The sequence below is a fragment of the Exiguobacterium sp. TDN 0502 genome (assembly GCF_050846835.1).
Classification (GTDB): Bacteria; Bacillota; Bacilli; order Exiguobacteriales; family Exiguobacteriaceae; genus Exiguobacterium_A.
In genome coordinates this window covers 1-22,232 of the sequence record NZ_JBOZGJ010000019.1, presented here as the reverse complement: position 1 = coordinate 22,232, position 22,232 = coordinate 1, and the positions used below count along the sequence as shown (strand labels likewise).

Here is a 22,232-nt window from a genome sequence, read left to right as displayed (position 1 = left end):
TTCCGCAACCTCTTTCCTTCGTTCACTTCACTTTTACTAACAGCTTTCCTGTATTCGACCCGTCAAACAATCCGAGGAATGCCTCTGGTACACGATCAAATCCTTCAAAGATCGTCTCTTCGTATTGCAACTTCCCTTCACTGACCCATTCACCAAGCTGCTCAGCCGCTTCCTTGAATCGCTTCGCATAATCCCCAACCAGGAATCCTTGCATCCGTGCCCGGGCAATGATCAGTTTCGATTGAACTCGTGGACCAATGTCCTGTTGCGCATTATAGCCGGAAATGGCACCACAGACCGGAACACGGGCAAATGGATTCAGTCGGTCGAGGACCGCATCACCAATATCACCGCCGACGTTCTCAAAGTAAACGTCAATTCCGTCTGGACATGTCCGGTCCAATGCTTCACGGATATCCTCCGTCTTGTAATTGATGACTTCATCAAATCCGAGATCGACTTTTAGATGTTTCAGTTTATCGTCACTTCCTGCAATCCCGACGACACGTGCTCCTTTGATTTTGGCAATTTGACCGACGATCGAACCGACAGCGCCCGCTGCTGCCGATACGACAACAGTTTCGCCTGGTTGTGGATTACCAATGTCGAGCAATCCGAAATATGCTGTCATTCCCGTCATACCGAGTACGCCAAGTGCCGTTGAAATCGGCGCAATCTGTTCATCGATTTTACGGACATTTTTTGCATCAACGATTGCTTTCGTCGCCCAATCGAGCATGCCGACAACGACGTCACCTGACTTGAGTGCTTCACTTTTAGACTCGATGACACGTGCCACGACTCCCCCGTGAATCGGCTCGTCGATTTCAAATGGTTGTGAATAAGAGCGTGCATCGTTCATGCGCCCACGCATATATGGATCGACTGAGATATAGAGTGACTCCAGTGCTACTTGTCCATCCTGTAGTTCACCTAGCTCAAATGATTCATAACGAAAAGTATCCCCTGTTGGTTTTCCGTTTGGTCGTGCAGCTAATACGATACGTTGTTCTGGCATGATTCTTGACCTCCTCATTCAGTGTACTTCTTCACTGTAACAATTCCTTTTCTGAAAGACGAATCCTTTGCTTTTTTGGAATTTTCCAACTTTTTCTTGACGGCATCTTTTTTGTACCGTAAGATAAAACACAATTCATAACTTTTATACTGTTATGCACAAAAGCGTTACATAAGGAGAGGACATGTATGAAATCAGCTATGTTACATCAACCGCGTCAATTCGCGGTCCACGTTCTGAACGGACTTAGTATCGGTATTCTCGTTGCTCTTATTCCAGGTGCACTACTTGGAGAACTTGCTAAAGCATTGCTCCCTTATTTTACTGGTGCTCAACACGTGCTGGATGCTACGACGTTAGCGATGCGTCTTTTACCGATGGTGATAGGGGTGGCGGTCGCGATGCAATTCAACGTGACACCGATTGCCACGACATCGATTGGTCTTGCGACCGTCGTCGGATCCGGTGTTGCCAGTCGGGCCGATGCGACATTCGTCTTCGTCGGTACCGGTGATGTCATCAATGCTGGTGTTACAGCTGCTATCGCGACGGCAATCGTCTTACTGATCGGTGACCGTTTCAAGACGTACACCGTTCTTGTCATGCCGACGATTTTAATCGTTGGTGCCGGCGGAATTGGTGTTCTTACATACCCGTTCGTCACGCGGATTACGACAGCAATCGGACATGTCATCTCTGACTTCACAGCACTTCAGCCTGTTTTAATGGGAATTTTGATCGCCGTTGCCTTTTCCGTTTTAATCGTCTCCCCCTTATCAACAGTCGGGATTGCGACGGCAATCAGCTTATCAGGCATTGCTGCCGGTGCGGCTAACCTAGGTGTATGCGCTGCAGGGTTCGGACTTGCAATTGCCGGCTGGCAAGCAAATTCCCGTGGGACGTCAATCGCTCACTTCCTCGGTTCTCCTAAAATTCAGATGGCGAACTTCATTCGTAATCCACTGATGATTTTACCCGTCATGTGTAGCGCCGCCATCCTCGGCGCACTAGCAGGTGTACTCGGTGTTCAAGGAACGCCGTTCAGTGCCGGTTTCGGGATGTCTGGTTTAATTGGTCCAATCAACGCTTTACACCTGATGGCAGGAGGATGGACGATGTTCAACGTGATGTTCGTCCTTGGGTTGTTCATCGTTCTTCCTGTCATTTTATGCCTACTGTTCCATCTGCTCTTCAGGAAGTTCCGTCCATGGATGAGTGCAGAACCTTACCGTCTCGATTTCGAATGAATCGATTCTGTCTATCCTTTCAGTCAAAAAAAGCCAAGCCGTTCGTCGAAAGATCGACGATCCGGCTTGGCTTTTTTACTTCTCGATCACCGTGAGTAAGTCGAGCGGCGTCTCAATCGTGTAGTCGGCAGCATCCCATTCTGTCTGTGTCCCGAAACCGTATTGGCATAATACGACCGGCATCGCTTCTTTACGTGCCGCTTCAACGTCGGAAGAGCGGTCGCCAATCATCCAGTATGTCTCTTCACCGAACTCTTCCCGATGAGCACGTAAGATATCCGCTTTTTCTTTACCATTGACGGACTCCAAACATTTCGGACTCGTGAAGAACGAGCGAATTTCCTGACTGTCAAGGACAAGGTTTAGATAGTGGTTACCACAATTACTCGCTGTTGACACTGTATGTCCTGCTGTGACTAACGCTTGGAGCAATGAGCGGATTCCGTCAAACAAGACGTTCTGTTCTGCCATCGTTTCTTCCAGATGACCGTGTCGTTTTTTTCGGATCAACTGAATATCTTCCTCAGAAGCTTCCGGAATCGCTTTGCGCCAAAAAGCACTTCCTGCTAAACCATAGCTTGCTTGTACACTGGCTTGAGAAGGTTTTGGCAGATGCGGCATATCGTCCATCGCCCGATGGATTGCTTCTGTCATCTGCTCCGTTGAATTAATCAGTGTTCCGTCGATATCAAATAAAATAATTGCCATGATGCCACTCCTTTTAACTCTCTTTTTTCACTTTTCTCTTTTTCTGTATCAAGTAAATCACCGTTATCAACACCCCTAGACCCATCCAGAAGACTGGATGATTTAGGTGATGTAGTTTTCGCCATTCATGACCGACCGTTTTTCCACCCCAAATGAAGATCGCCGACCAGAACGCAAACGAAATCGTCGTCACGATCGTGAACGTAATCCGCGAGATACCCGTCAACCCAGCGCCGATCGCAAAACCGATGCGCCACATCGGGGAAAGCAACAGAATATAACGTCCCTTCGTTTCCATTTGCGTTTGAAACTGAAGCATCTTTGTTTCTGAGATCCGAAACCATTTGAATATTCGGTTCAATAATCGTTCACTTCCGAACTGACCAATCGTAAAGAAGAGGTTCTGACTGATGACGAAGCTGACCACTGCGAGGAGCAACATGAACATCAGACTCGCCTGTGCAGTATGCACGAGATAACCGGCATATGCTAGCGGTACTTCGCTCGGTATGAAAGGAAACATCAATGTCATCATGAGTCCGATATAGCCATATGACTCGATCCAGTGGTGTCCCATCTCCGCCTCCCCCTTTCTTTACCAACTATTTCTAGTGTATCGAAATTTTAAGAAAGCGTACAGGAAACGGCTCTTTTTTAACGCCAAAAAGCGGCTTCTCGTTCGAAGCCGCTTTTTTCTTCAGACATCCGGTATCATTTAATACGCATCTTCACTTTGTAACGGTTGCGTACGACGTTTTTGTTGTTCATCCTGCCAGTCACTGAAACGCGTCAATTCCTCGAAAACCGTTTTCGTGACGAATAGGATGACGGCGATATCATCCGCGAATCCGAATCCGAGTACGAAGTCTGGAATCAAATCAATTGGTGACACTAGATAGATTAACGCCCCGATGACCTTCAGAATCGTCGTACGACGAATGTTACGGTATTCACCCGATTGATACGCCCGAATCATATCGACGAACAATGTCAATGGAGAGAAGACCACCGAAAGACGTGAATGACTATTAATCTTATCTAGTGCACGGCTTAACAAGGAGTTTGTCTTTTTCGGACGGTCGATGTAGTCTTTTGCCTCTTCCGCATATTGCTGTTGTTGTTTTTCTAATTGTTGATTTGAGAATTTCATTTTCTAGTTTCCCCCATTCGAATTAGCTTCAACGCTTATTTCATTCCCTGTTCCTACGGATGATAATCCTGTCAGGTTTCAGGACAGGACGGAAAGGTAAAGTAAGGGAGAGAAGCGTTAAAGAAAGGATGATCCTTTATGAACCATGTCAACCAAACCGTTATCATTACTGGAGCTGCGAATGGGATCGGAGCCGAACTCGCACGGGCTTATGCCGCTCATGGTGCAACCGTTGTTCTCGCCGACATCGATCAAATGACGGGAGACGAGCTCGCCCAACAGATCGAGGAAGACGGTGGTACAGCATACTTCTATCATCTAGATATTCAGCACGAAGAAGATGTTCGATTGTTGATTGAAAAAGCCGTCGATCACACGGGTCAAATTGATATCGTCATCAACAATGCCGGCATCATGATCCGAAAACCACTGCTTGAACTCTCACTCGAGGAATGGGATCGGGTTCATCATACGAATCTCCGCAGCATTTTTTTGACGACGAAAGCGGCTACGCCTTATTTGAAGCAAAGTAAAAGCGGCGGTCGTATCGTCAATCTTGCCTCAACCCGCGCTTTCATGTCGGAACCTCACACGGAATCCTATGCTTCGACGAAAGGCGGAATTTTTGCATTGACCCACGCCCTTGCCGTATCGCTCGGTGAAGATGGCATTCTCGTCAACGCGATTGCGCCCGGCTGGATCGAAACCGGTGACTATCAGGAACTGTCACCGGAGGATCATTCCCAACACCCTGCCGGTCGCGTCGGAAAACCAAGTGATGTCGCACGTGCGGCACTTTATTTGACACATCCAGATAACGACTTCTTGACGGGAGAAACACTGGTACTTGACGGCGGCATGACACGAAAGATGATTTATGAAGAATGACGCGTCTTTTCACGCCCTTTCCTCAGGCGAGACACAAGCCAGTTTTCCTGCTTTATTCAAGCAGGAAAGCGGGTCTTGTTCGTCTCTGACAGCGCAAAGATGCGCTTTTTCCTGTAGGAGTTGCGTGAAACGCGTCATTCTTTTTGTTATAAGATAAAGATGCCAGAATATCATTCTGCCATCCTTATCTTTGTGGAAACTGACTTTTGAGTCAGCCCCAGACTGACGACAACGTGCAATTTTTCTCTAGCGGGAAGGATTGCGCTTTTTTGTTCGTCTCGAATCGTTTTCCTAGAACAAGAATCGCTCCTGCTTCGCTGATCTCTTTCGGATATGGAAAAGGACTTCCTGATAGGTAAATGAGCTTACCAACATCGCTCAGAACATGTCACCATTGCATACAACAAATCCGTAGTGCCTCTTAAGCACTTTTTTGTTATTCATATTTATCGAAAACTATACTTATACCTGTTTTAAAGGTTTATAAACCTCTTTTATATGTGATGTTACAAAAATATATCTTCTGACATCATTTAGAAATCGACTTATTTTTTCATTTCAAATCCTTATGTATCAATGATTCCATTCCTTATTTGAATATCTGTATCGTTATTTTCATAAATTCTTCACGCTTTTTGCTATCTTTTACCGAATTTTTTTAAAAGAATTGTAAAGCCGGATTTCCTGATTTCTTGTTAGAGTGGGAAAGGTAACACTTCACAAGGAAAGGAATGACGCTTAGTTTATGAAACGACCTTTCGGAAAGTCACTCGGGCTATCGCTTATGACACTCACTTTACTCGCAAGTCCGCTCATGACGACGACCCCCGTCGATGCGGCAAGTTCATATAAAGAGAAACAACAACAAAACCAGCAACAACAATCAAAACAACGTGAGGCTTTATCTCAGAAAAACCATCAACTGTCTAAAGCACAGCAAAAAGTGTATGCCCTCGATCAACAGATCAATGGATTGACGTTACAAGTCGTCGAGAATCAAAAAAAGATCGACAAGAACACAAAACAGATGGCTCGTTTAGAAGATAAAATCGAGAAGTTACAAAAAAAGATTAAGAAACAGGAAAAGATGCTTGGCGATCGTCTGGCGGTACGTCAATCTAAAGCCGATAACGCCCCGTTGCTCGAAGCCGTCTTCGGTGCAAAAGATGTCGGTGATATGATCAGCCGCTTCAATGCGTTCAATACGATTGCCGAAAGCGATGCTTCTTTATTAAAAGATTACGAATCAAACAAAAAAGAACTGGCAGCTGCAAAAGAAGAATTGAAGCAGACACGTCAAAACTTGATTGAAGATCGTCATGTTTTAAAAAAGAAACAGCGTGAGTTGAAACAAGAAAAACAAAAACGAACAGCGCTCTTGAAGCGCCTGACGTCGCAAAAGAAAAACATCGAATCCAACATCCTCAGCCTGAAAGAGGCATCGGCCCAACTGAAGGCACAGGAAGCGGCAGAAAAAGCAGCCGCGCGAGCAGCGAAGGCTGCTGCAGCAAAAGCAGCTAAACAATCGGCAGCTCCAGCATCTGTTGGCAAAGTCAGCACGAAAGTCATCTCGAAAGCCAAAGGTAAATTCATCAAACCTGCTCAAGGTTCCATTTCACAAGGAATGGGGGCAGCCAGCGGAAGCAATGGATACGCCTATCATAACGGAACGGACTTCGCGGGACCGCTCAATTCACCAATCGTCGCTTCAGCAAGCGGAACCGTCATCTTGGCTAGTTCAGGTGGTCCATACGGAAATCACGTCTATATCTTTCATAATATCGACGGAAAAACGTATACGACCGTTTATGCCCATATGAATGCCTTGAACGTCAAACAAGGACAACAGGTCAAACAAGGGCAACAAATCGGCGTATTAGGAAGTACCGGTAATTCAACTGGTCCGCACTTGCACTTTGAAATCCATGATGGTGGATATCAGTATGATGCAAATGGACGGACGAACGAGCTCAACCCAGAGAGCTTCTTCTAAGCTGATTCAAGAAAAAGTGCACTCTTCTCTTCACGAGAAGGAGTGCACTTTTCGGCTTTAGATTTTGAATTGATGCGTCTGTCCGTCAAGCGATGCCGTCGTCGACTCGAGTTCCTGCATCAGCTGATGAATCTGCTCGAACGATGCCTGTTGATCACGCATCGAAGCTGCGACTTCCTCGTTTCCGGCCGCAAGTTCTTCCATGACACCACTGACCGTACTCACTTGACCCATGACATGACGAGCCTGTTGTTTCGAATGTACGAGTTGTTTGGTCACGTAATCGAGTGTTTCCGTCACACTTGCTACTTTTTGCCGTGTTTCACTGAACGCTTGCTGAACGTTGCCAAAATTCTCAACCTGATTCATTTGCTCCCGTTCTGCCTGTACAAGCGCTTCCTGTAAAACAGCACCGTCCTGACGAATCGAACGGACGAGTGAGAAAATCGACCGCGTCGCTTCGTGTGTCTCATCTGCTAACTTTTTGACTTCACTCGCAACGACGGCAAATCCACGCCCAGCTTCCCCTGCTCGTGCTGCCTCGATTGCCGCATTGAGTGACAATAAGTTCGTCTGTGCGGAGACTGCTGCGACGAGTTGCGCCATCTGCTCGATTTGTTGTGTCTGCTCGAGGAAACCTTCCAGTTTCTGACCAAGTTCGCGGTTTTGTTCCGTTGATGCGCGGAGTGACCGTGCTTGCTGTTCCATGACGGCACTACTTTGAACCATTACCTGATCAGCCGCCTGACCTTCTGTATAAGCAGCTTGTGCCCGTTGCTCACTCTCTTCAAAGAGCTGTTGCATATCGGACATCGTGCTGACCGTCGTCTGAATATCGTCCGAAACCGTTTGTGTACCGCTCGCCATCTCATTGATTGCATGGGTCATGTTTCCCGATACTTCGACGATGTTCGCGTTCTCTGTCGTCGCTTCCGTACTCATCTGACGAATCGTATTTGATGAACGGCTGATCGTTCCGATGACTTCGTGTAAGGTTCCTTGCATCTGCGCAACCGCTGTTTCGAGTCGGCCGATTTCATCTTTTCGACCCGATACGACTAGTTCCTGTGACAAGTCTCCATCTGAGATTTGCTCTGCTGTCCGAACGACACGACTGATCGGTCGCGTAATGCTCCGTGCGAAGTACCAGTTGTATAACGCTAGCCCGATCAGAAGGAGGAACGTCGCGATTAGGACGGTCCGCGTCAAATTCAATGTCTCGTCTTTTGCCTCACGTTGTAAGACATCATAAAACTCCCCGTTTTTCGTATGTAACGTGTAAAGATCACTGAGGACACCTTCGATTCGTGCGGCGTGAGAGCGAATCTCAATCGGATTCATCGCATCCGTCAGTTCCGTCCGTTTTGTAGCGAGCGTCTTATACTTCATATCCGCCCGGTTCAACTCTTCTTGAAATGCCGGAATCAAATACGTCTTCTGTAATTGATTCAAGGCTTGTTCGTTCTTTTTACTAAGTGCCTGTACTTGCTCCGCCTGACTTTCAGACGGCTGGCTTGCCAGTCGGTTCCATGCTGCCTGTTCATACAAGAGCTTCGTTTCAAGCTCTGAGATCTCAACGAGCTGTTTCCCGTAATCTTCGTTATAGGATTGAATTTGACGAAGTTGGAACAACGTCCATCCCATCAAGATGACGACACTCAAAATCGTCACTAACGTCGAGAGTAAAAATCGTTTCCGTAACGTCATTGGATCGTCACCTTCCCTTCGAGCACATCTTGTTGCAACTGCTCTAATTTTTTTCGCTCCCCGTCCGTAAAGTTCGTATTACGGATTGGAGCCAATTGAATGGCTCCTTCTTTGACACCAAGGACGACTTGTCCGGATTGAAGCCCTTTCGCGGCCACATCTTGTCCGATTTTCGTAATCGCAAGATCAACTTGTTTGAGCATCGACGTCATGACAGCGTCCGGCGCAATCGGGGTCTGATCGCTATCGACACCGATGGCTTTTTTCCCCTTCGTTTGTGCTGCTTCCAGCACACCACTTCCTGTCAATCCAGCAGCTGCGTATAATACATCTGCCTTTTTCTGCATCATCTCATTCGCGAGCGTCCGTCCCTTTTCCGGCGCTGCAAAGTCTTCTGCATATTCAACGAGGACTTTTGTTTTCGGATTGACCGCTTTTGCGCCAGCGATGTATCCTTTTTCAAATTTCTCGATCAGCGGTGACTTCATCCCACCGACGAACCCAATCGTATTCGTCTTCGTTTGAATTCCTGCAGCGGCACCGGCTAAGTAACTTCCTTCGTCCTCTTTGAACGTAACCGAGAGTACGTTCGGTAACGTCGAGACGGCATCAATCAAGGCGAACTGTTGTTTCGGATATTTTTTAGCAACGGTCTCAAGATCCGTCTGCCCCATGAATCCGAGTCCGACGATGACGGTCGGTTCTTTTTTCGCTAATGCTTCAAATGCTGCTTTATAGGTCTTCGTTTCGTTCAACTCTCGGTAATCGATCGACCAACCTTCCTTCTCCCGTAACAACGCCATACCGCTCATCGCCGCATCGCTGAATGATTGATCGCCAAGACCAACATCCGATAAGACGACTGCCATTTCCTTTCGTTCCTTGACTGCCCGCTCCGGATCATCGATGACACTGCCGCACCCTGCGAGGCTAAGTGTTGATGCCAGTATGATTCCACTCCATCGTTTCATCCATTCCACACCCTTCCGATATTCTACATCTGATTATCGGAAGCGATGTCTGACTTCTTAATACAAAATTAAAATTCAGAATACTCCCATAACAAAAAACATGCCCCTCGAAAAGAGAGACATGTCAGATTGTAGACGAGGCTGACTCAAAAAAGAATGACGCGTCCTTTCACGCCCTTTCCTCAGGCGAGACACAAGCCAGTTTTCCTGCTTTATTCAAGCAGGAAAGCGGGTCTTGTTCGTCTCTGACAGCGCAAAGATGCGCTTTTTCCTGTAGGAGTGGCGTGAAACGCGTCATTCTTTTTGTTATAAGATAAGGGTGCCAGAATATCATTCTGCCACCCTTATCTTTGTGGAAACTGACTTTTGAGTCAGCCCCGTTAGATTTTCTTAGTAGTCGCTATCAGATGTACCACCTGTAACGATTGCGATTCCTGCTGATGCGCCAATGCGTGATGCACCTGCATCGATCATTGCTTTTGCACCTTCGAAGTCACGAACGCCACCAGATGCTTTAACACCGATGTCAGGACCGACTGTCTCACGCATGAGACGGATGTCTTCGACAGTTGCACCACCTGTTGAGAAACCAGTCGATGTCTTCACGAAGTTAGCACCTGCTTTAACTGAAAGTTCAGCAGCTGTTTTGATTTCTTCTTTTGTAAGAAGGCAGTTTTCGAAGATGACTTTAACGAGTGTACCGTTTGCCGCTTCGACAACCGCACGAATGTCACGTTCCACTAACTCAAGGTCGCCATCTTTTAATGCACCGATGTTGAGAACCATATCGATTTCTGTTGCACCGTTTTGGATCGCATCCTTTGTTTCGAATGCTTTCACTTCTGGCGTGTTTGCTCCAAGTGGGAAGCCGATGACTGTACATACTTTGACGTCATCATCTGATTTTAAGAGTTCTGCTGCTAACGCGACGTATGTTGGGTTAACACAGACGCTTGCAAATTTGTATTCTAATGCTTCTTTACAGAGTGTTTCGATCTGAGCACGTGATGTTTCTGGCTTCAGTGCCGTATGGTCGATCATTCCTGCTAAATTCATGTTTGTTATCCTCCTTAAGGGTATCCCTTAGACTCTGTTTTTATTCTATCACGCAAGAGGTCAGACTTCTATCTTTTTACGCGACTTTTCGGAGCTGTTTTTTCCGAATCCAGACACCATTGAGCGTAAAGACGATCGCTGCTGTCCAAATACATGTAAACGCCACCATGTGTGTTTTAGTAAATGGTTCATGATACAGCAATACACCAAGTCCAAGCGACAAGGTTGGTGCGACGAATTGGAGGAATCCGACCCATGTGAACGGAATCCGTTGTGCCCCGAATCCGAATAACAAAAGGGGAACAGCGGTCACGATTCCGGTCAAGATGAGTCCGGTCGTCGTACCGACAGATTCGGTCATCGAAGACGTCCCTTGTACTTGCCAATAGCCGAGGAAAATCAAAGCAAGCGGAAGCGGCGCCATCGTCTCAAGCGTCAGACTGACCGTTGATTCGAGCGGTCGTCGCTTTTTGACGACGCCGTAAAAGCCGAAGCTTAAGGCAAGCGCGATCGAAATCCATGGAAACTCGCCGTAGCCAATCGTCAAAATCAGGACGCCGATCGTCGCAAGAACAATCGAGATCCACTCGATCCGTGAGAGCTTTTCCCGAAAGAAGAAGACGCCAAAGACGATGCTGACGAGTGGATTGATGTAATAACCAAGCGAAGCTTCGACAATGAATTGATGATTGACGGCCCAGATATAGATGAACCAGTTCAGACTGATGATCAGTCCATTTAAGAAAAAGAGTCGACGCGTGAACGGATCGCGTAACGCCGTCTTCCACTTCCCAAGCGCTTTTTGAAACGATAATAAGATGAGCAGAAATAAGAATGACCAGATGATCCGGTGTGCCAGTATCTCTTCACTCGGTACATTGGCGAGCATCTTCCAGTAGAGCGGTAAGAGTCCCCAAATGACATACGCGACAAGTGTCGCGAAGAATCCAGGTAGATTCACGTAATCCCTTCTTTCATTATGATACCTTCTTCATTCGCATTTTCCCTGCCGATAAACCGCTGATCGTAAAGAGAGCAACAGCAATCCAAATGAACAGGAAGGCGATGAAGTGAATCGTCGTAAAGACGTCATTAAATAGATAAATTCCAAGGAGCAGCGTCAGCGTCGGGGCAATGTATTGGAGAATCCCGACGTAGACGAACGGGATTTTCGGCATTCCGTATCCGAATAACATTAATTGGACCGCCGTTGCGATCCCGAGCATGATGATCGCAATCAGCGCACTCGTCGGCATCGCAAGCGGTTGACTATCCGTTACGCCTAATGTCAAGAGAGCGAACGGGAGCGTGACCAGTGTCTCTAAAAATAATCCGGATAATGGTTCGGCTGCTGCCTTTTTCTTCAGCACACCGTAAAAGGCGAACGAAACGGCAAGTGAAAAGGCGATGATCGGAAATTGACCATAACCGAGCGTTAAAATCATCACACCGATGATTGCTGATAAAATCGCAATCGCTTGCGGACGCGTCAATCGTTCCTTAAAAAAGATCAAACCGAACAAGACGCTGACGAGCGGATTGATGTAATACCCGAGTGATGACTCAACGATATACCCTTCCCCGATGGCGTACAGATAGAGCGACCAGTTCCCGCCCAATACGAGTCCTGCCGCAAGCACGGTATAGCGCTGACGTTTGTTTTGCCATAATTGACGAACGAATTGGAATTTCTTCGTCAGGCGTAGTAACAACGTCACGAAAATGAACGCACTCAATATCCGAATCGAAACGACCGTCCATGCTGGAATACCAGCAGCAAATACTTTGTAGATCGGCAACAGTCCACCAATCACGTAGGCGACGAATGTCGCACTCATACCCCGTTTATCCACGGTCATCCCCCTTATGTATGAAGAAAGCCGCCGAGTGGCGACTTTCTTTGAACCTTATTGCCCGTCAAGCGTCGTAAACAATTCACGTAATTCCTCTTCTGTCACATCACGCCAAGAACCGATCGGTAAATCGCCGAGCTCGATGTTCATGATCCGGACACGTTGAAGACGCTTGACCCGGTAGCCGAACTCTTTACACATCCGCCGAATCTGACGATTTAATCCTTGCGTCAAGATAATCCGGAACGTCCGTGTCTCGAGCGGCTCAACGATACATTCCTTCGTCGTCGTGCCGAGAATGTCGACACCACTTGCCATGCCTTGAATGAACGTATCCGTGATTGGTGCATCGACGGTTACGATATATTCCTTATCGTGATTGTTTTCCGCTCGTAAGATCCGGTTGACGACATCACCGTCATTCGTCAAAAGAATCAAGCCGTCTGAATCTTTATCGAGACGACCGATCGGGAAAATCCGCTTCGGATGGTTGACGAAATCGATGATGTTTCCTTCGATGTCAAGCTCCGTCGTACACGTGATGCCGACTGGTTTATTTAAGACGATGTAGACAGGTTTTGGTTTTGTCTGGAGCGGCTGACCGTCGATTTCGACGACGTCCGTCTCTTCAGCTTGCGAGCCGAGTTCTGCTGTCAGACCGTTGATCGTCACACGACCTGCATCGATCAGTTTATCGGCAGCACGTCTTGAGCAAAAGCCCGTTTCGCTAATGAATTTGTTGATTCGCATGAATGATATCCTCTTTCCTTAATTGAACTGTATTCAGTGTAGCGCATTCCTGAAATGAAAACAAAATAACATGCGATGCTCCTCTATGTAAGAAAAGCAATGCATGTCGTCTTTAGTCTTTAATTCAATGATCGATTCATTGTTTTTTCTTACCTGTGTTCAAAAACGTCAAACAAGTAATACTTATTATTAGGACGATTAAAATAATTGAACTATACGCAAATGCCTCTTGATTAAATAAAACGATGAACATCAATACTGTTAAGATGACTGATAGAACTGATAATCCGTTTGTTTTCATTTTGAAAAATCCCTTTTTATGTGAAGTGATATGCTCCTATCATGAGGTCTTGTTTCTGGTAATAATCTACTTATGAAAACCATAACATAAAATCATTTTCTAAAATGAATCGATTAAAAGTTATTTTAAAAATCTAAAGCACCCTACATAGTAACGTAAGAAAACAGCCCCTATTTCGAGGCTGTTTTCTTATATGCATATATCGAGATCGCTTTTACGAATCATTAGACCGCAGCGTCTTTTAATGTCTGCATGATGCGAACGAATTGACCGTCATTCATCGGATAGCCCGCTTTCGTGATTTTGACACGAACGAGTTGCCCAATCATCGACTCATCGCCTTCGATTGCGACACGCAGATAGTTATCCGTATAACCGACGAGACGACCGCCTGCTTCTTCCGAAAATTCTTCCGGAATGATCTCAAGCAGTTCCCCTTCGTATTTCGAAGCATATTCCTTCGCAAGTTGATCCGATAAGGCGATCAAACGCGCGACGCGTTCTTCTTTAATCGATTCCTCGACTTGATCGTCCATCATCGCAGCTGGTGTCCCTGTCCGTTTCGAGTACGGGAAGACATGCAACTCACTGAACTTATGATCATTGATGAAGTTGAACGTTTCCATGAACTCTTCTTCCGTCTCACCTGGGAAACCGACGATGACATCTGACGTGATCGCACAGTCAGGCAGGACTTCCTTCAGACGCGTGATCCGTTCTCCGAATTCTGCCATCGTATACTTCCGGCGCATCCGGCGAAGGACCGTATCCGATGCCGACTGGATCGGAACGTGCAAGTGACGAACGACGATCGGTGAATCCTTCAGGACATCAAGTACCTCGTCCGTGATTTGACTCGCTTCGATCGACGAAATGCGTAAGCGTTCAAGCCCATTGACGGATTCGAGTGCTTTCAGTAATTTCGCTAAGTTGTAGTCTTTCAAGTCTTCTCCGTATCCACCTGTATGGATTCCTGTCAAGACGATTTCTTTGTAACCCGCATCAACGAGCTGTTGTGCTTGCTTCAAGACATCTTCTGGTTGACGAGACCGCATGAGACCACGCGCCCATGGGATGATACAGAACGTACAGAAGTTGTTACAACCTTCTTGAATTTTCAACGAAGCCCGTGTCCGGTCCGTAAAGGCCGGTACATCCAGTTCTTCATAGACTTTGGCTTTCATGATGTTTCCGACCGCATTGATTGGCATACGTTCTTCACGGAATTGTTCGATGTATCCAATCATTTTATGCCGATCTTGTGTTCCGACGACGACATCGACGCCAGGAATCGCCATGATCTCAGCAGGAGATGTTTGGGCATAACAGCCCGTTACGCAGATGACACTATCCGGATTTTGGCGAATCGCCCGTCGGATGACTTGGCGACTTTTCTTGTCTCCGGTATTCGTGACCGTACATGTATTGACGACATACACGTCCGCATGATCCGCAAAATCAACGCGTGCGTAGCCAGCGTCCTTGAACAGTTGCCAGACAGCTTCTGTTTCGTAATGGTTGACTTTACAGCCAAGCGTTTGAAAGGCAACAGTTGCCATTTCGTTCACCCTTTCAATTCAAAATGATACGAGACGGCGGAAAGGACATAAAATGGTGCCGTTTCCGTCCGTAAGATGCGACGCCCTAGAGCGGCTTTTTTAAAACCGGCATCCGTCAAACGTGCGATTTCTGCTTCAGCGAACCCACCTTCAGGTCCGATGACGACAAGAAGGGAATCGCCCTCCTGCAGCCCAGCAAGCGTCGTAGCGAGGACGGAGGCCTCCCCTTGTTTCGCTGATTCTTCATAGGCAACCAGACAAGCCGTATAGTTCGATGCATCCTGTAAGACTTCATCATACGCCACGAAGTCGACCGTCGGCAAGTGGGCACGGTACGATTGTTCCGCTGCTTCCTTGACGATTTTTTCGAGTCGTTCAATCTTTTTCGGAACCTTCTTCTGATCCCATTTCGAGACGGAACGGTCGGCTTCGAAAATCCGTAGATGATGGATTCCGAGTTCCGTTGCTTTTTGGGCAACGAGTTCGATCTTATCGCCTTTTGGCAATCCATGGGCGATCGTCACGCGAATCGGTAATTCTGTCTCGATCGGTAGCGTCTCTTCGATCCGGGCAGAAGCCGCTTGTTTATCGAGTGCTTCCAGGCGGCACCGGTAAAGACCTGTCCCGTCGAGTACGAGAATCTCTCCGCCGACTTCCATTCGCATGACGTTTTTCATATGGTGTGCGTCGTCTTTCGGGAGATGAAACACATCTCCCTGACGCATCGAGGGCTCGACGAAATACCGTTGCATGTGTTTACGCCTCCCGTTTCGCGATGATCGCGACCCAGTCCTCAAGCTTCGTTGTCTCGACGATCGTAAATCCTGCTTCTTGCATCGCTTGGACGACCATATCCTTCTTCTGACTAATGATACCGGAAGCGATGAAATGACCACCTGGTAACGTCAATGTATAGGCATCCTTGACGAAGAGGAGGATGACTTCCGCTAAGATGTTTGCGACGATCAACTCGACCGGCTCACTCAATTCCTTCATCAAGTCGCCTTGGCGAACCGTGATCTGCTCACTGACTTCGTTCAAAGCGACGTTTTCCGTCGCTGATTTGACAGCGACTTCGTCTAAATCGAGTGCAAAGACATCCTTTGCCCCAAGCTTCGCAGCTGCAATCGCGAGGACACCGGATCCCGTTCCGACATCAACGACACGGTCTTGCTCTTGCAAGTAGTTCTCAATCGCTTGAATACAGAGGACCGTCGTCGGGTGTGTTCCCGTTCCGAATGCCATGCCCGGATCGAGCTCGATGATTTTTTCATCCGGTTGTGGTGTGTAGTCTTCCCACATCGGGACGACCGTCAGATGGCGACTGATCTTGACTGGCTTATAGAATTGCTTCCATGAATGCGCCCAGTCTTCTTCATCTACTTGAGTCAGCGTGACAGCACCCGCGCCAATCGACAGACCGAAGTTCGTCAACTGCTGGATGTCATGTTCGATGCCTTTGATCGTGTCCGTCAAATCGCTGCTTTCTGCAAGATACGCCTTCACGAGTACGCCTTGTGTCGGATACTCGTCCCGTTTCGTCTCATCCCAAATTTCACCGAAGTTATCTTCGCGGTGGGACATCATCTCGAAATCTTCGATGTCCTCGATGACGACGCCGCTTGCTCCCGCTTCATGTAAGATGTTCGAAACTGCTTCGATGGCTTCTTGTGTCGTATGGACACAGATCTCTGACCATTTCATTTCTTGTCACGCTCCTCTGTAGTGATCACCCTGTGAAGAATGTCTTAATCCGGCTGAAGACACCTTCGTGTTGCTCTTCGACACCTTTTTCATCGCTAATTTCATTGAATTCGCGTAGTAGTTCTTTTTGACGTTCCGTCAGGTTCTTCGGTGTGATGACGACGACGTTGACGTACTGGTCGCCATGGTGACCGGACCGGACGTTCGGCATCCCTTTTCCACGTAAACGGAACCGTGATCCTGTTTGTGTGCCGGCTGGAATCTTTAGACTGACCTTCCCGTGAACGGTTGGTACTTCGATCTCATCGCCGAGTGTTGCTTGCGCAAACGTCAGTGGCATATCCATGACGATATGATCATCGACGCGTTCGAACAGTTCGTGTGCTGCGACACGGACGACGACATACAAGTCACCTGCTGGTCCACCGTTGACACCGGCTTCCCCTTTACCTGCTAAACGAATTTGTTGACCATTGTCGATCCCTGCTGGAATTTTGACACGGACATCTTTGTTTTTACGGACACGACCGGCGCCACGACATGTTTCACATGGTTCCTTGACGATTTGTCCACGACCATGACACGTCGAACACGTCGTTTGATTGACGACACGACCGAACATCGTATTTTGTTCGACGTTGATATGACCTGACCCACCGCATCGTTTACATGTTTCCGGATGTGTTCCTGGTTTAGCACCTGAACCGTGACATGTGCCGCAATCTTCTTCGACTGGAATCGTGATCGTCTTCTCAACACCTGTGACCGATTCCATGAAGTCGATTTCTTCGACGTATTGTAAGTCCTGTCCTTTACGTGGTGCGTTCGGATCTTGACGACGTCCGCCGCCGAAGAACATGTCGAAGATATCTCCGAATCCTTCAGCTCCACTGAATCCACCGCCACCTTGTGATGGATCTTGATGACCGAATTGGTCGTAACGTGCTCGTTTATTGTCATCGGATAATACTTCATATGCTTCCGATAGTTCCTTGAATTTCGCATCCGCATCCGCTTCCTTGTTGACGTCCGGGTGATACGTCCGGGCAAGCTTACGGTACGCGCGTTTGATTTCCGCTGATGAGGCATCGCGCGCGACGCCTAGTATTTCATAATAATCGCGTTTTTCCACGTGCAGTCTTCCTCTCTCTATTCCGATTCATTTCATACTGTTTGATTTTACCGAACTTCGTGCGACATGGAAAGAGCCAAAGCGCGGATACGCTTTGGCTCTCTCTAGCGCCCGAAAAATCGGTCGGATGAATTACTTGTTGTCTTTCTCGTCGACTTCTTCGAACTCAGCGTCCATGACGTTGTCGTCTTGACCACCAGCTTGTGCGCCTTCAGCGCCGGCTTGTTGCTGTGCCATGTTCTCGTAGACTTTTTGTGTCAACTCTTGAACGACTGTCGACAATTCGTCTTTTGCAGCACGGATTGCTTCAATGTCTGTTCCTTCGAGAGCTTTTGTTACTTTTTCTTTTGCAGCTTCTGCTTTTTCTTTATCAGCATCAGCGACTTGCTCACCGAGGTCTTTGATCGCTTTATCTGTTGCGAAGACGAGTTGGTCTGCTTCGTTGCGTAATTCGACTTCTTCTTTACGCTTGTTGTCTGCGTCTGCGTTTGCTTCTGCATCTTTGACCATTTGCTCGATGTCCGCTTCAGTCAAACCGCTTGATGATTGGATCGTGATCGACTGTTCTTTGTTCGTTCCGAGATCTTTCGCAGAAACGTTAACGATACCGTTCGCATCGATGTCGAATTTAACTTCGATTTGTGGCACACCACGTGGTGCTGGCGGAATGTCCGTCAATTGGAAGCGACCAAGTGTTTTGTTATCTGCTGCCATTGGACGTTCCCCTTGGAGGACGTGGATGTCAACAGCTGGTTGGCTGTCTGCTGCTGTTGAGAAGACTTGTGATTTTGAAGTTGGGATCGTTGTGTTACGATCGATCAATTTCGTCATCACGCCACCCATTGTTTCGATACCGAGTGAGAGTGGAGTTACGTCGAGAAGAACGACGTCTTTGACGTCTCCAGTCAATACGCCACCTTGAACCGCTGCACCGAGGGCAACGACCTCATCCGGGTTAACTCCTTTGAACGATTCTTTACCAGTGAAGTCCTGGATTGCTTTTTGAACTGCAGGAATACGAGTCGAACCACCAACGAGGATGATTTTGTCGATTTTGTCTGGTGTCAGGCCTGCATCGTTCATAGCACGGCGTGTTGGTTCCATCGTACGTTCAACGAGATCTGCTGTGAGGTCGTCGAATTTCGCGCGTGAAAGTGTCATTTCCAAGTGAAGTGGACCTGATGCGCCAGCTGTGATGAACGGAAGGCTGATTTGTGTTGAAGAAACACCTGAAAGGTCTTTTTTCGCTTTTTCAGCAGCATCTTTCAAACGTTGAAGTGCCATCTTGTCTTGAGCAAGATCGATGCCGTTTTCTTTTTTGAATTCTGCTACGAGATAATCGATGATTTTTTGGTCGAAATCATCTCCACCAAGACGGCTGTCACCAGCAGTTGAAACAACTTCAAAGACCCCGTCACCGAGTTCGAGGATCGACACGTCGAACGTACCACCACCAAGGTCATAGATGAGAATCGTGTGGTCTTCGCCTTTTTCGAGACCGTATGCGAGTGCTGCCGCTGTAGGCTCGTTGATGATCCGTTTGACATCAAGACCAGCAATCGTACCAGCGTCTTTTGTCGCTTGGCGTTCTGCATCGTTGAAGTAAGCAGGTACTGTGATGACAGCTTCTGTGACTTTTTCACCGAGGTAGTCTTCTGCTTGTGCTTTTAGTTTTTGAAGGATGATCGCAGAGACTTCTTGTGGTGTATAGTCTTTGCCTTCAACTTCTACTTTATAGTCCGTACCCATATGACGCTTGATCGACATGATCGTGTTCGGGTTCGTGATCGCTTGACGTTTTGCGACTTCCCCTACTTGACGCTCGCCGTTTTTGAATGCGACGACAGATGGTGTCGTACGGTTTCCTTCTGCGTTAGCGATGACGACTGGTTCGCCACCTTCCATTACTGCAACACATGAGTTCGTTGTCCCTAAGTCAATACCGATGATTTTTGCCATGATCCATTTCCTCGCTTTCAGTGATTGGAATAATTAAGTTTTTACTGATTACTCAGCTACTTTAACCATACTTGGACGAATTACACGATCGTGCAATTTGTACCCTTTTTGGAATTCAGCAGTGACGATACCTGATTCATGTTCTTCACTTGCTTCTTGAACGACTGCTTGGTGCAGATTCGGATCGAACGCTTCTCCGACGGCAGGAATCTCAACGACACCTTCATTTTGAAGTGTTTCAACGAGTTGACGTTTTACCATTTCAACGCCAGCTAAGACGGATTTCGTCTCATCGTTTTCTGTCTCGATTTGAAGTGCGCGATCTAAGTTATCGACGAGCGGCAATAGCTTTTCGACGATGGCTTGTGAAGAATACTTCGCACGATTCTCCGCTTCGACGCGGTTGCGACGTTTGAAATTCTCAAAATCCGCACGGAGACGTAACTCTGAAGCTTTTGCTTCTGCGAGTTGTGCTTCGAAGTCTGGTTTCTCGTCTTCGACGAGATCCGCCTGAATGACTTCTTCTTCTGTGACTTCGACTGTGTCAGTCGGCTCTGTCACGTTTTCATCTTGTTGGAGGTTTTGATTCTGTTCTTTTTCTTCCACTCTGAATCGAGCCCCTTTCTATATTCAATCCAAATTGTTCTTATGCAATTCGGCTTGGAATGCTTGGAGTAAATGGATAATCGAGTTGATTCCCCGATTGTAATCCATCCGTTTCGGTCCAATCAATGCCAGTGTTCCAATCGAGACGCCATCGACCGAATAATGGGCCCGGATGACACTGCAATCTTTCAGGGCATCGACATTGTTCTCGCTCCCGATCGTAATCAAGATTTGATTATCAAGATTTGGTCGTAGGAAATCGAGAACGGCTTCTTGCTGTTCGATCAACTCAAGCACCGGTCGTAACTTTGCGACATCCTGAAACTCGGGCTGATCGAACATGTTGGCTTTCCCACCGAGATAGATGAACGGCCGCTCCTCTTGATCCGTCAAGACGAGATCAAGTGCCTTCGAGAGCAAGACCGTCTGTTCAGAGTGCTCTGAACGGAAGCGCCGGATTTCCTCAAGCAATCGACTGCGGAGCGCAGAAAGCGGTGTTCCCCGTAACGTCTGATTCAGACGTTCCATCAAGCGGCTTGCTGCTTCCTGAGACAATGCTTGATTCAATTGCAACGTCTTGTGTTCGACATGTCCCGTCTCGGTGACGAGAACGATGACGACACGACCTTCTGCAAGGGGAATCAATTCCAGATGATGCAGACGTTGCCCTTCTTCTTTTGGACCAAGTACAAGCGTCGTGTAATGGGTTAAATCGCTCAACAGGTCTGCTGTATGCCGGATCAACCGATCATTCTCATTCACGGAATGGGCAAAGAGTGATTTCAATGCCTGCGCTTCTTTTGGTGTGATGCTTTCCGGACGAATCAGATGGTCGACATAAAAACGATATCCGAGTTCGGATGGAATCCGTCCTGCGGAAGTGTGCGGCTTTTCAATCAGACCCATCTCTTCGAGGTCCGCCATCTCGTTACGAATGGTCGCGGAACTGAACGTCACGTCGTCTCGTTTCGAGAGCGTCCGTGAGCCGACGGGTTGAGCAGTCTTGATGTAATCATCGACGATTGCACGTAAAATCAACAATTGACGATCCGTCAGCACCTTCTTCACCACCTTATTTTGTTAGCACTCACTTTTGACGAGTGCTAATTACATCTTTTACTATAAGGAATTGTCCGTCCGATGTCAACCGAATTGCGTGACCCTTTGAACAGTTTCCCATTCTGCGATACAGTGAAACAAAGAACCGAAAGGATGAATCGGATGATTGAATTATTGGCAACGGCAGGAGTCTTGGTCTGGCTGTTCATCGCGGTCATCGGAACGACTGCCTATTTTTTAAGGAAATCAAAAAAATGACGGAAACATGGACTGATTTTCTGATTTAGATTCTGCTTCAGCAATGAACGTTTCTGTCACATTCGCTCTCCAAAGGCGGGAGGTACGTCGCGACACGTCGTATCCAATGCGACCTGTCGGGTCTTACCTATCCCTGACGACGAAAGCGCTAATCGCGCTTACTTTTCCTTTAGGAGTCGAATATGGACTGTCACGTTCTAGTTCTAACAAAAAAAGAATGACTCGTCACACGCCGCTCTGATATGCTCCCCAAAAAGTAGACAGTTGAAATAACAAAAACTGTCTACTTTTTGAAGGGAGCTTTTTCTATGGC

Annotated in this window: 20 protein-coding genes; 3 read left to right on the top strand and 17 right to left on the bottom strand. The window is 47.4% G+C overall.

Translation table 11 applies throughout. The features are described from left to right. Positions 1-22: 22 nt before the first annotated feature. Positions 23-1,018 carry an NADP-dependent oxidoreductase gene (locus ACRPK8_RS14700; protein ID WP_432238821.1) on the bottom strand — a complete coding sequence of 332 codons (996 nt, stop codon included), beginning with the start codon at positions 1,016-1,018 and terminating at the stop codon, positions 23-25. 188 nt (positions 1,019-1,206) lie between these two features. On the opposite strand from ACRPK8_RS14700, the gene ACRPK8_RS14695 reads away from it, so the two are divergent. Then, positions 1,207-2,265 (top strand): PTS transporter subunit IIC, encoded by a 1,059-nt coding sequence (locus ACRPK8_RS14695; RefSeq protein WP_432238820.1) that lies wholly within the window; start codon positions 1,207-1,209, stop codon positions 2,263-2,265. 75 nt (positions 2,266-2,340) lie between these two features. On the opposite strand, the gene ACRPK8_RS14690 is transcribed toward ACRPK8_RS14695, so the two are convergent. From ACRPK8_RS14690 to ACRPK8_RS14680, 3 genes are all read right to left on the bottom strand, one after another. Further along, a complete protein-coding gene (locus tag ACRPK8_RS14690; protein ID WP_432238819.1) occupies positions 2,341-2,973 on the bottom strand; it encodes an HAD family hydrolase in 633 nt (210 codons plus the stop codon). A gap of 13 nt (positions 2,974-2,986) precedes the next feature. Continuing rightward, complete coding sequence (locus ACRPK8_RS14685) at positions 2,987-3,550, bottom strand: DedA family protein (protein WP_432238818.1); 564 nt, start codon at positions 3,548-3,550, stop codon at positions 2,987-2,989. Between the two features lie 138 nt (positions 3,551-3,688). Beyond that, complete coding sequence (locus ACRPK8_RS14680) at positions 3,689-4,123, bottom strand: YkvA family protein (RefSeq protein ID WP_432238817.1); 435 nt, start codon at positions 4,121-4,123, stop codon at positions 3,689-3,691. 138 nt (positions 4,124-4,261) lie between these two features. Between ACRPK8_RS14680 and ACRPK8_RS14675 the strand changes: the two genes are divergently transcribed. Together ACRPK8_RS14675 and ACRPK8_RS14670 are read left to right on the top strand one after the other, a co-directional pair. Further along, positions 4,262-5,011: an SDR family NAD(P)-dependent oxidoreductase gene (locus tag ACRPK8_RS14675; protein ID WP_432238816.1), complete on the top strand. Its 750-nt coding sequence runs from the start codon at positions 4,262-4,264 to the stop codon at positions 5,009-5,011. A 784-nt stretch (positions 5,012-5,795) separates the two neighbouring features. Then, positions 5,796-7,004, top strand: a complete 1,209-nt coding sequence (locus tag ACRPK8_RS14670) for a murein hydrolase activator EnvC family protein (protein ID WP_432238815.1) — start codon at positions 5,796-5,798, stop codon at positions 7,002-7,004. Between the two features lie 57 nt (positions 7,005-7,061). Here ACRPK8_RS14670 and ACRPK8_RS14665 read toward each other — a convergent pair whose 3' ends face one another. From ACRPK8_RS14665 to hrcA, 13 genes are all read right to left on the bottom strand, one after another. After that, a complete protein-coding gene (locus ACRPK8_RS14665; RefSeq protein WP_432238814.1) occupies positions 7,062-8,711 on the bottom strand; it encodes a methyl-accepting chemotaxis protein in 1,650 nt (549 codons plus the stop codon). After that, entirely contained in the window at positions 8,708-9,682 is a 975-nt protein-coding gene (locus tag ACRPK8_RS14660) for a BMP family lipoprotein (RefSeq protein ID WP_432238813.1), read from the bottom strand. The genes ACRPK8_RS14665 and ACRPK8_RS14660 overlap by 4 nt, the downstream gene beginning before the upstream one ends. 390 nt (positions 9,683-10,072) lie before the next feature. Then, positions 10,073-10,738 (bottom strand): deoxyribose-phosphate aldolase, encoded by a 666-nt coding sequence (gene deoC / locus ACRPK8_RS14655; RefSeq protein WP_023467449.1) that lies wholly within the window; start codon positions 10,736-10,738, stop codon positions 10,073-10,075. Between the two features lie 76 nt (positions 10,739-10,814). Continuing rightward, positions 10,815-11,699: an EamA family transporter RarD gene (rarD, locus tag ACRPK8_RS14650; protein WP_195865617.1), complete on the bottom strand. Its 885-nt coding sequence runs from the start codon at positions 11,697-11,699 to the stop codon at positions 10,815-10,817. A 16-nt stretch (positions 11,700-11,715) separates the two neighbouring features. Further along, positions 11,716-12,597, bottom strand: a complete 882-nt coding sequence (gene rarD / locus ACRPK8_RS14645) for an EamA family transporter RarD (RefSeq protein WP_230088805.1) — start codon at positions 12,595-12,597, stop codon at positions 11,716-11,718. Between the two features lie 48 nt (positions 12,598-12,645). Continuing rightward, positions 12,646-13,341, bottom strand: coding sequence for a 23S rRNA pseudouridine(2604) synthase RluF (gene rluF / locus ACRPK8_RS14640; RefSeq protein ID WP_195865615.1), 696 nt, complete (start codon positions 13,339-13,341; stop codon positions 12,646-12,648). A 525-nt stretch (positions 13,342-13,866) separates the two neighbouring features. Continuing rightward, positions 13,867-15,201: a tRNA (N(6)-L-threonylcarbamoyladenosine(37)-C(2))-methylthiotransferase MtaB gene (gene mtaB / locus ACRPK8_RS14635; RefSeq protein WP_023467445.1), complete on the bottom strand. Its 1,335-nt coding sequence runs from the start codon at positions 15,199-15,201 to the stop codon at positions 13,867-13,869. A gap of 5 nt (positions 15,202-15,206) precedes the next feature. Continuing rightward, positions 15,207-15,953, bottom strand: coding sequence for a 16S rRNA (uracil(1498)-N(3))-methyltransferase (locus tag ACRPK8_RS14630; RefSeq protein ID WP_214854793.1), 747 nt, complete (start codon positions 15,951-15,953; stop codon positions 15,207-15,209). Positions 15,954-15,957: 4 nt separating this feature from the next. Continuing rightward, on the bottom strand, positions 15,958-16,905 hold the full coding sequence (gene prmA / locus ACRPK8_RS14625; protein ID WP_432238812.1) for a 50S ribosomal protein L11 methyltransferase: 948 nt from the start codon (positions 16,903-16,905) through the stop codon (positions 15,958-15,960). Between the two features lie 25 nt (positions 16,906-16,930). Beyond that, positions 16,931-18,037, bottom strand: coding sequence for a molecular chaperone DnaJ (gene dnaJ / locus ACRPK8_RS14620; RefSeq protein ID WP_432238811.1), 1,107 nt, complete (start codon positions 18,035-18,037; stop codon positions 16,931-16,933). A gap of 132 nt (positions 18,038-18,169) precedes the next feature. Next, positions 18,170-19,996: a molecular chaperone DnaK gene (gene dnaK / locus ACRPK8_RS14615; RefSeq protein ID WP_432238810.1), complete on the bottom strand. Its 1,827-nt coding sequence runs from the start codon at positions 19,994-19,996 to the stop codon at positions 18,170-18,172. A 48-nt stretch (positions 19,997-20,044) separates the two neighbouring features. After that, positions 20,045-20,602: a nucleotide exchange factor GrpE gene (gene grpE / locus ACRPK8_RS14610; protein WP_432238809.1), complete on the bottom strand. Its 558-nt coding sequence runs from the start codon at positions 20,600-20,602 to the stop codon at positions 20,045-20,047. Positions 20,603-20,626: 24 nt separating this feature from the next. Then, positions 20,627-21,661 carry a heat-inducible transcriptional repressor HrcA gene (hrcA, locus tag ACRPK8_RS14605; protein ID WP_053452709.1) on the bottom strand — a complete coding sequence of 345 codons (1,035 nt, stop codon included), beginning with the start codon at positions 21,659-21,661 and terminating at the stop codon, positions 20,627-20,629. Positions 21,662-22,232 lie beyond the last annotated feature (571 nt).

Coding starts and splice junctions, on each gene's coding strand:
- ACRPK8_RS14700 (WP_432238821.1), bottom strand. CDS start 1,018: ATGCCAGAACAACGTATCGTATTAGCTGCACGACCAAACGGAAAACCA.
- ACRPK8_RS14695 (WP_432238820.1), top strand. CDS start 1,207: ATGAAATCAGCTATGTTACATCAACCGCGTCAATTCGCGGTCCACGTT.
- ACRPK8_RS14690 (WP_432238819.1), bottom strand. CDS start 2,973: ATGGCAATTATTTTATTTGATATCGACGGAACACTGATTAATTCAACG.
- ACRPK8_RS14685 (WP_432238818.1), bottom strand. CDS start 3,550: ATGGGACACCACTGGATCGAGTCATATGGCTATATCGGACTCATGATG.
- ACRPK8_RS14680 (WP_432238817.1), bottom strand. CDS start 4,123: ATGAAATTCTCAAATCAACAATTAGAAAAACAACAACAGCAATATGCG.
- ACRPK8_RS14675 (WP_432238816.1), top strand. CDS start 4,262: ATGAACCATGTCAACCAAACCGTTATCATTACTGGAGCTGCGAATGGG.
- ACRPK8_RS14670 (WP_432238815.1), top strand. CDS start 5,796: ATGACACTCACTTTACTCGCAAGTCCGCTCATGACGACGACCCCCGTC.
- ACRPK8_RS14665 (WP_432238814.1), bottom strand. CDS start 8,711: ATGACGTTACGGAAACGATTTTTACTCTCGACGTTAGTGACGATTTTG.
- ACRPK8_RS14660 (WP_432238813.1), bottom strand. CDS start 9,682: ATGAAACGATGGAGTGGAATCATACTGGCATCAACACTTAGCCTCGCA.
- deoC (WP_023467449.1), bottom strand. CDS start 10,738: ATGAATTTAGCAGGAATGATCGACCATACGGCACTGAAGCCAGAAACA.
- rarD (WP_230088805.1), bottom strand. CDS start 12,597: ATGACCGTGGATAAACGGGGTATGAGTGCGACATTCGTCGCCTACGTG.
- rluF (WP_195865615.1), bottom strand. CDS start 13,341: ATGCGAATCAACAAATTCATTAGCGAAACGGGCTTTTGCTCAAGACGT.
- mtaB (WP_023467445.1), bottom strand. CDS start 15,201: ATGGCAACTGTTGCCTTTCAAACGCTTGGCTGTAAAGTCAACCATTAC.
- ACRPK8_RS14630 (WP_214854793.1), bottom strand. CDS start 15,953: ATGCAACGGTATTTCGTCGAGCCCTCGATGCGTCAGGGAGATGTGTTT.
- prmA (WP_432238812.1), bottom strand. CDS start 16,905: ATGAAATGGTCAGAGATCTGTGTCCATACGACACAAGAAGCCATCGAA.
- dnaK (WP_432238810.1), bottom strand. CDS start 19,996: ATGGCAAAAATCATCGGTATTGACTTAGGGACAACGAACTCATGTGTT.